General features: G+C 44.8%; 5 protein-coding genes and 1 pseudogene. 3 read left to right on the forward strand and 3 right to left on the reverse strand.

The features are described 5' to 3' along the window. The first annotated feature begins 391 nt into the window (after positions 1 to 391). Positions 392 to 1,261, forward strand: a complete 870-nt coding sequence (locus O9295_RS11430) for a peptidoglycan-binding protein (protein WP_199308208.1) — start codon at positions 392 to 394, stop codon at positions 1,259 to 1,261. 64 nt (positions 1,262 to 1,325) lie between these two features. Continuing rightward, positions 1,326 to 2,096 carry a peptidoglycan-binding protein gene (locus tag O9295_RS11435; RefSeq protein ID WP_190721113.1) on the forward strand — a complete coding sequence of 257 codons (771 nt, stop codon included), beginning with the start codon at positions 1,326 to 1,328 and terminating at the stop codon, positions 2,094 to 2,096. 390 nt (positions 2,097 to 2,486) lie between these two features. On the opposite strand, the gene O9295_RS11440 is transcribed toward O9295_RS11435, so the two are convergent. From O9295_RS11440 to O9295_RS11450, 3 genes are all read right to left on the reverse strand, one after another. Further along, positions 2,487 to 4,472: a M48 family metalloprotease gene (locus O9295_RS11440; RefSeq protein WP_147072817.1), complete on the reverse strand. Its 1,986-nt coding sequence runs from the start codon at positions 4,470 to 4,472 to the stop codon at positions 2,487 to 2,489. A gap of 68 nt (positions 4,473 to 4,540) precedes the next feature. Further along, positions 4,541 to 5,263 carry a hypothetical protein gene (locus O9295_RS11445; protein ID WP_288033013.1) on the reverse strand — a complete coding sequence of 241 codons (723 nt, stop codon included), beginning with the start codon at positions 5,261 to 5,263 and terminating at the stop codon, positions 4,541 to 4,543. Between the two features lie 170 nt (positions 5,264 to 5,433). After that, positions 5,434 to 7,179: a VWA domain-containing protein gene (locus tag O9295_RS11450; RefSeq protein ID WP_288033014.1), complete on the reverse strand. Its 1,746-nt coding sequence runs from the start codon at positions 7,177 to 7,179 to the stop codon at positions 5,434 to 5,436. 239 nt (positions 7,180 to 7,418) lie between these two features. On the opposite strand from O9295_RS11450, the pseudogene O9295_RS11455 reads away from it, so the two are divergent. After that, positions 7,419 to 7,959 (forward strand): annotated as a pseudogene (locus O9295_RS11455) (nuclease/transposase family protein); the annotation flags it as partial.

The raw sequence follows: 7,959 nt of genomic DNA on the forward strand, positions 1-7,959 counted from the left end.
CCTCTGCTCTTTCTTCTTCTTTAAGAGCTTTTTGTAAGTTTTTCTTTTCTTCTAAGTCTAGGAAATCTTTGGCTGGCATAAGTAGGATTTTTCTCAAGTTACTATTTCTATTTTAGGTGGTTTAAGTGCGTTTTAGCTTAAACCCCACAGTGCCATATTAAGTCTTATTAAGGGGTGTTAGACCGATGGAAGTGGGATAGTAGGATAAAAGAACCACCATTTAAGCTAAACATCGCCAGGTATTTAGGGACTTGCGTAGGAATAATATCCCAGCCAGAAAATCGCTCTGTAGAAGAATCAGACAAGCCCTAAATGGTGCATTATCAAAGCGCAAGTCCCTTAGCTTAAGTGGACTTGTTGAACTAAGAATCCCTCGCTAAGGAAGAAATTTATGGTGACAGTAACCCAAGCTGGGACTACAAGCTGTTCCACGACAGTGGTTAGGGGACTAGATCGGCAACTCATTGCTCAAATGAATCGACTTGTCTCAGGTGCTTTAGTTGATTTTTCTTCGCCCAAGATCAGGCTTGGACAAGCAGTTTGGCCATTCTTACAACCAGCGGCTAAACGCGCCCTAGATCGGGCAGTTGCCAATCGAGGCCAGACTCTGATTGTCAACTCCGCTTATCGGACTATTGCCCAACAACTACTTCTTTTTCAACAAGCTCAGGCGAATCGATGTGGCATTACTATCGCTGCTGAGCCAGGAAAGAGCAACCATCAAAGTGGATTAGCTCTCGATATTGAAGATCATGCAGGCTGGCGACCTTTCCTAGAAGCTCAGGGCTGGAAGTGGCTAGGTCCATCAGATCCGGTTCATTTTGACTTTAAAGGTGCTGGGGTTCGTGACATTCGCTCAACTGCTATCCTGGCGTTCCAGCAACTGTGGAATCAAAACAATCCCAATGACAGGATTGCAGAGGATGGGCAGTGGGGTCCAAATACCGCCGCTCGTCTCGGTAAATCTCCTGCTAATGGCTTTGCTAATGGTCCGACTCTAGACACAGGGGTTAATGGTGGGGGTAGCGTTGAACTAGGAGATCGCTTATTGCAACTCACGCGCCCACTTCTGGAAGGAGATGACGTGCGCCAAGTTCAGCAAGCATTAGTCCGCAATGGCTTCCAGTTAACAGTTGATGGTTTCTTTGGTCCAAAGACAGAAGAGGCAGTTAAAGCATTTCAACAACAGAAACAATTGCAACCGGTTGATGGCATCGTTGGGCCTGCCACGCTTGCGGCGTTGGGACTCTCATCTTCCTAAAGGCAAACTGACTTCAATAATCCTGAAAACTAGCAAAAAACAAAATGCCAGGAGAATTTGCACAATGATCGGTCCAACCTTACGTTTATTTGACGGATTTGACCATACTTCTCCTCAACTTCGAGACGAAGTGATGGAACTGCAAGAACTGCTCAATGCCAAAGGAATTGCTGTCGTTATTGATGGCTTCTTTGGACAGGCAACCGAAATGGCTGTCAAACAATTTCAACGCTCTCGTGGTTTGGATGATGATGGAATTGTCGGTCCGCTGACTTGGGCAGCGTTATCAGACGAGCAACCTCCCAATCTTGAACTTGTATTTACCACGACGATTGCTCGCAATGATGCTTCCATGCTCAGACAATTAGAAGCCGCTCAACAGTTCAGAGCTTTTATTGAAGAAGGAGCTAACCAACAGGGCTTTCCGATTGCTGTGATTGCGGGCATTGGTTCACGAGAATCTCACTGGGGATTACTCTTAAATCCACCTGGCCCTTCTGGTACGGGAGATTTTGGTCACGGTCGGGGACTGATGCAAATTGATGACCGTGCTTTTCCTCAGTTTACCTCTACTGGTAAGTGGAAAGATCCCAGAGAGAACATTCTCTTTGGCTGTAAAGTTCTTGCTGACAACCGAGCTTTTATGCAACGCAAGACTAATTTGCAAGGCAAAGAGCTTATCCGTGCCGCTTTAGCTGCATACAATTCTGGACCTGGAAATGCTCTAAGAGCTTTGCGCGATCGCGGAGATGTTGATTTCTTCACTGCTAACCGGAATTACGGCAAAGATACTCTCAGTCGAGCGGGATGGTTCCAGTTACAGGGTTGGAGTTGACTAAAAAAGTAAGTAGAGTTGTTGCATGAGCTAAATTATTGTCAACAACTCTATATTATTGCTCAAAGTTTTTAAACAATTTTATTGCCGAGATTTTTTCTAATTAGGGCTTGCTGAATAAATCTAAAAACCTTGTTGGATCAGACTTTTAGACTTTTTTTCCCTCAAAAAGTGCCAGCCGTTGCGGGGATCGGGGGGAAAATCCCTGGACTTTTTCCCTGAAAATTAGGTAACTGACCACCTGAAAATAGGTAAAACCCCACACCCCACACCCCACACCCCACACCCTGCCCCTAGGAAAAGCTTTTTCAGCAAACCCTACTTAGTGATATGGAAAGAATCCCCTGTCACAGCGTAGCTTGACGGTGGGAGTATGTCAATTGATTCAAATTAATTAACTCGCTGCCATAAACGTTGAATTTCTTTCCTCAGTTGTGCATCAGGAGGCTGGCTAAATTGTACAGAAGGATTGACCTGCACACCGGGAATATTCTGATTCCAGGGACTGTTGGAGACTGATTCTAAGTTTATGCCACTTATCACAGGGCGAAACCCGTAGCGGACGAATACTTCCTGTTGGGAAGGCTGTCTGAGAAAGGCGACAAACTCCCTGGCTGCTTTCGCTTGTCCCTCATTCACATCCCGCCGTGCGATCGCCGCCGTCGCTACTGTCTCAATAGTCGGGTCAAGATAGTAGATTTGGTAAGGTTTTTCCTGGGTAGTTTGGGCTTGGGACCAGCGATAGAGGGCGATACTTTCGTAGGTAGTCGCCACATCAGCGTCGTTGGATCCGCGAGCAATAAATTCCTGCAAGAGAATGTCACTCGAAAGGGGCGGCTGATAGACGGAACGCTTAATCAGAGCAAACAAAGATTGAATTCCCGGCCCATTCAAGTTAGTACCAGCTAGGGGACTTCCGCCAAGATTGGACTGGGACCACAAACTTAAGGTTAACTGACCACTGTTGGAACGGCTAGGGTCTGTCATGACAAAATCGAAGCTTCCCCAGGTAGATTGTCCGCCGATAGCAGTCCAGTTACGCTTTTGCATGGCCCGTTCTACACTTTGCCATTGAAAGCGTCTCCCAGGGAAGATAACCTTTCCTCTCTCGGGCCAAGCGATACCCACCAGGAAGGTTTTGACAATGGGTTGGGGCGTATCGTAGAAGGGATTGCTTTCTCCCTGTACCGCCAGGCGATCGCGCAATTCCTCTAAGATTTCCCCATTGGCTGGAATGAGGATAGTAGGCGTAAAGTCATGTTTCTGGTCGATGTAGTTATTAACTATGTCCTGAGAGCCTTGAAACTTCAGTTCTAAGTTAATGTTGGGATGAGATGCCTCGAATTGTGGCTCTAGGACTGCCAATGGTTCTTGAAGTTCCGTCCCACTGACGATGGTAAGGTTTTGCTGCACGCCAGGAAGAGGTGCATAAGCTAAAGCGAAAGCAATTAGGGCGATCGCAGCCGAAATTATTGCCCGTCTGCGTTTCGATTGAGGGCTGTTTCTCCTAGTGGGAGGCGTTAAGAGTCCTGGTTGCATGGCGAGTAATTCTTGAATGCGGTTGTTAGTGGGAGGATGGGTGGCAAATAAGCGATTGACAAGTTTACCCTTGAAGGGATTAATAATTAGAAGGGGAGCTAACGCTGGGTTTTCTTCTGTGGATATTGACTGCTGTTGGCTGTTATTTTCTAATTTTTCTAAGGCGTTAGCGAGGGCGCGAGGATTTCCGGTTAAACTTGCTGAACCTGCATCAGCAGCATACTCTCTCGTTCGAGATATGGCTAATTGAGTTAAGGTAGCCGTAAGGGGCGCAAGTAGCAAGGTAGGGAATAAGGCGGCTAGGCGGATGGGATTGGCGTTGCGGTAGTTAAACATGGCAAACATTCCCGTCATTCCTGTTTCCGTGAGGAGAGAAATTGCTACAGAAATAGTGACAGCAACTGTAGCAGTAAGGGCATCACCGTGTTTAATGTGGCTAAGTTCGTGGGCGATAACGGCTTCTAATTCGTCTTCAGGAAGCAGTTTCATCAACCCTTCTGTAATGCAGACAACACCCCGTTGGGGATTCCTTCCAGTAGCAAAAGCATTAGGAGAAGAAGTAGGAATGATATACAGTTTAGGTTCTGGTAAATTTGCCCTGTAGCACAGCACTTCAACTATGGGTTTGAGTATAGCTTCTTCTTGAGAATTGGCAGGACGAACATCAAAAGCGGCTAAAACAACTTGGTCGGAATAGAACCAGAGACTAAAGTTAATTACAGCAGCAACGATTAAGCCGATAACTGCACCAATTATCCCGCCGATGAGTAGATAAGCCGTCAGAACTAAGATGCTGCTTAATAACGCTAATAAAGCAACTGTTTTTAAGAAGTTCATTACTCGTCAATCTCCAGGGTAGTATTGTGGTGTTGATTTTTCCAGTTTAGTTGATTGATTAGTCAGGTTCAAGAAATGATAAAATCAATATTTTCTTGAAAGCCACTCAATTCTTCACTCAAATTTCTTAACTCTATAAGTTCTTCCGAATTAGTCAAGTCAGATGTCCTTAATTTATTTTGTAATTGTTGCAGAACCCCAGCCGAGTCTTGAATCACAGTGTACAAGCTAGTTAATTTCGCTTGACGAGTATCTTGTCCTTGTTGTGCTAATTCAATATTCCGTTCTAAACGGGCTTGCAACTGTTCTAATTGTTTACGAGATACACCGGAACTCGAACGAATTTTACTTTTAACTTCCAAGAGTTGCTGTTGTAACTCATTGATTGATAATAAAGATTCACTTTCTGGCAAACGTTGAGCAATTTGTTCTATTTTTGGGGGAAGTTCAATAGCACTATCGCAAGCTTGCTGTACGGCGATTAATAAGTCCATTTGCACTGAACTGCTGCTTAATAATTGGTTAGCTTCTTGACGCAGAACTTCTGCCTTTCCTGCTAAACTTTGAGCCGAACCTTGAATAACTTGCAGTTCCTGTTGTAATTGTTGTTTGACCCGTTTCTCCCCATCTGGTTCTCTAGCTTTCAAGGCGGTTGCGCCGACTACAGTTACCGCCAATGCTGTTGGTAAAGTAACAGTATTAGATAATCCCAAAAAGCGAACACCAACAACTAAAACGATCCCGCCTGCTAAAACGGCTAAAGGGTAATAAAGAGGGTTAGCAATTTTCATTTTTAGTTAACCGTTGATGATTGATGGTTGATGATTTAGTAGATTAATTCAGGAATTAATCACAGTCTCTACATTTGGTTGACTTACAAATGCGCCTCCGAATTCCGCCCCGCGCTTGACTCGGCGGCGAAGCCACCTCCGAATTCCATTCATAATTCATAATTCATTACTTAAAACTCTACTTGCAAGTCTCCCATCACAGTTGATATAGTCGCTGGATCTCCTTGACGATAGTAACCGCCGTTAACTTCGGCAATTTTTTGCAAAGCCTGGGGATTAAATTCTCCTTCTTTCCCATAACCAATAGTAAAGAAAGCAATTCGCTGATCGGAAGAAAAGCCACTCTTTTGCAACTCTTGTTCCAACTGATCCAGATTAATTTGTGACCCCGAATCTTCTCCATCAGTTAAGATTAACACGGCATTAATAGTATCAGTCCGCAAATTTTGAGATAGCCAGTTGCGGGCATAGAGGGCGCTATCATAAAGTCTGGTCCCACCACTGGACCGCAGTTGGCCAATAAATTCAATGCCGCGATCTCGCCCCTGTGGAGTTCCTTCTATAATCACAGGTTCGTTAATAACTGAATTGAAACTAATTAGGGCAATTCTTTCCTTCGGTCCCAGGTTCTGAACGTAATTAAGTAAAGTATTCTTAACTGATGTCAGTTTTTGCCCTTCCATCGACCCAGAAGTATCAATTACTACTGCTACTTGCGACGGTTTCTTGGCATAATTTTGCCAGCTTTTAAGCATGGCTTCAACTACTTCTGGTTGGGGCGAACGGTAAGAGTCATAGGTGGGTTGAGGATTCACGCCAAATTCAGCAGAAAACTTGCTTCCCAAGGCTACTCCTGGAACACCCGGTCGCAGTCCCAAATCTGTGGCAATTTGTTGGGTTTCGGGCAAAAGAATGAATTCAATTACCTTTTCAGCAGCTTCTTTTTCTCGGTCACTTATCCAAGGCGCATTGGCTAAAATTGCCCGCATATTGGAACTGAAAGTAGCCTTGGGATAGACGGCTTGATAGCGCGTTTGATTGGAACCAGCTTGGCTGTTAGCAGCAATTACCAAAGACTCGTAAACTGAGGCTACCGAAGCCCAAAAGGGTCCGTTGGCGACCATAGATTGGGCAAGGGAAGCGGTAGAAGTACCATAGCGAGTGATTTTACTCTGGATCTGTTGAATTTGTCCCTGATATTTTTCTACGTCAGCTACAGTCAGATCTTCCGGGCGCTTACCTGCTACAGCAGCAAATTGGGCCACCAGGGTTTGTAAGCCAGAATTAGAACGGGTAGGCGCGGTGTGGACGTAAGTGATGGGGAGGGGTGGGGCTTTGGGATCGAGTTGGCGGTAGTTGTCCAATTTAGCTAGGGCGACGAAGGGATCTTCTACTTTTTCTAAACCCTTGGCGAGGTCAGCGGTTGTCATGAAAACCATCGGACTGTAGGCGATCAGGGGTGAGTCGGTAATTTCCGGGATGTAATTTTGTCCTGGAAATAGCTTGTTCATCTGGTAGATGAGTTGACTCTGATAAATTTCCCCATCGACGGATAAAAGGGTGGGAAATTCGGGCGCATCGGCTTTGAGAGTTCCATTTTGGTACTGTTGGGCCAGCGAGAGAATCGTTTGGACCACATCGCCGCTTCCTTTAGCTTCGCAACTGAGGTAAAAGGCTTCACCGTTAGCGAGTTTGGGTTGGCTTTGGTTCAATTTCGTGGCTGCTTGCTGACAGAATTGGGCTAGGTCGCTTCCCACGAGAAATTTGACTTCAAGTCCCTGTTGTCTGGGTTGTTGGCTTCCTTGTTGTTGGGGTTGCTGTCCACAAGCGCCTAGAAATACTAAGGTAGACAGGACGGTTAAGGGAGTAACTGAGGTTAAATAACGAGAAAAAGCAAGATTTTGGCGTTTAATCATGAGTCTTGACAGAGTAATAACCAATAAAGCACGAAGTTACTCGGATCAATGCAGATGGGATGAGAACATATTTCCCTAAAATGTCGGATGAATGCCCCCGCTAAATTTTTCGACAAGACATCAACCTTTGCGGGGGATGAAATCCGACCAGGATATTAACTGCGAAGCCCGATTTTAATTCTACCATTTGTAGGTAAACTGTGTTATACTTAATTTGGCCAATGGTCGAGGATTGTTAGATGCTAGTCGTAGAAGCAAAGCTAAAAAACGGAACACCAGAGCAATATCACCAGCTTGATGAAGCTATCAAAACTTCTCAGTTTGTGCGTAACTCTTGTGTTCGTTATTGGCGGTTCAATCAAGGGACAACCCGTAATGATCTCCAAAAACTTTGTGCGGTACTAGCTAACAATAAAGAGACCCCTTGGGTTAATAAATTCAACTCTCAAGCTCGTCAATCTGCTGCTGATAGAGCCTGGCAATCAATTAATCGGTTTTATCATAATTGTCGATGCCCAGATACCGGGGAAAAAGGGGTTTCCTCGATTTAAAAAACATAGCCGTTCTGTTGAATACAAATTAACGGGCTACAAACTATCTGATGAGCGACGTAAAATCAAGTTCACCGATGGCTTTAAAGCAGGAGAATTTGATTTATGGTGTAGTCAAAAAACCTTAGTTTATTATTCAGAGCAACAGATTAAACGGGTAAGAGTTGTTAGACGTGCTGACGGTTATTATTGCCAGTTTTTAATTGACGTAGAGCGGCAAGAATACCAT

The organism is Microcystis sp. LE18-22.4A (assembly GCF_027531105.1).
Classification (GTDB): Bacteria; Cyanobacteriota; Cyanobacteriia; order Cyanobacteriales; family Microcystaceae; genus Microcystis; species Microcystis aeruginosa.

Coding starts and splice junctions, on each gene's coding strand:
- O9295_RS11430 (WP_199308208.1), top strand. CDS start 392: ATGGTGACAGTAACCCAAGCTGGGACTACAAGCTGTTCCACGACAGTG.
- O9295_RS11435 (WP_190721113.1), top strand. CDS start 1,326: ATGATCGGTCCAACCTTACGTTTATTTGACGGATTTGACCATACTTCT.
- O9295_RS11440 (WP_147072817.1), bottom strand. CDS start 4,472: ATGAACTTCTTAAAAACAGTTGCTTTATTAGCGTTATTAAGCAGCATC.
- O9295_RS11445 (WP_288033013.1), bottom strand. CDS start 5,263: ATGAAAATTGCTAACCCTCTTTATTACCCTTTAGCCGTTTTAGCAGGC.
- O9295_RS11450 (WP_288033014.1), bottom strand. CDS start 7,179: ATGATTAAACGCCAAAATCTTGCTTTTTCTCGTTATTTAACCTCAGTT.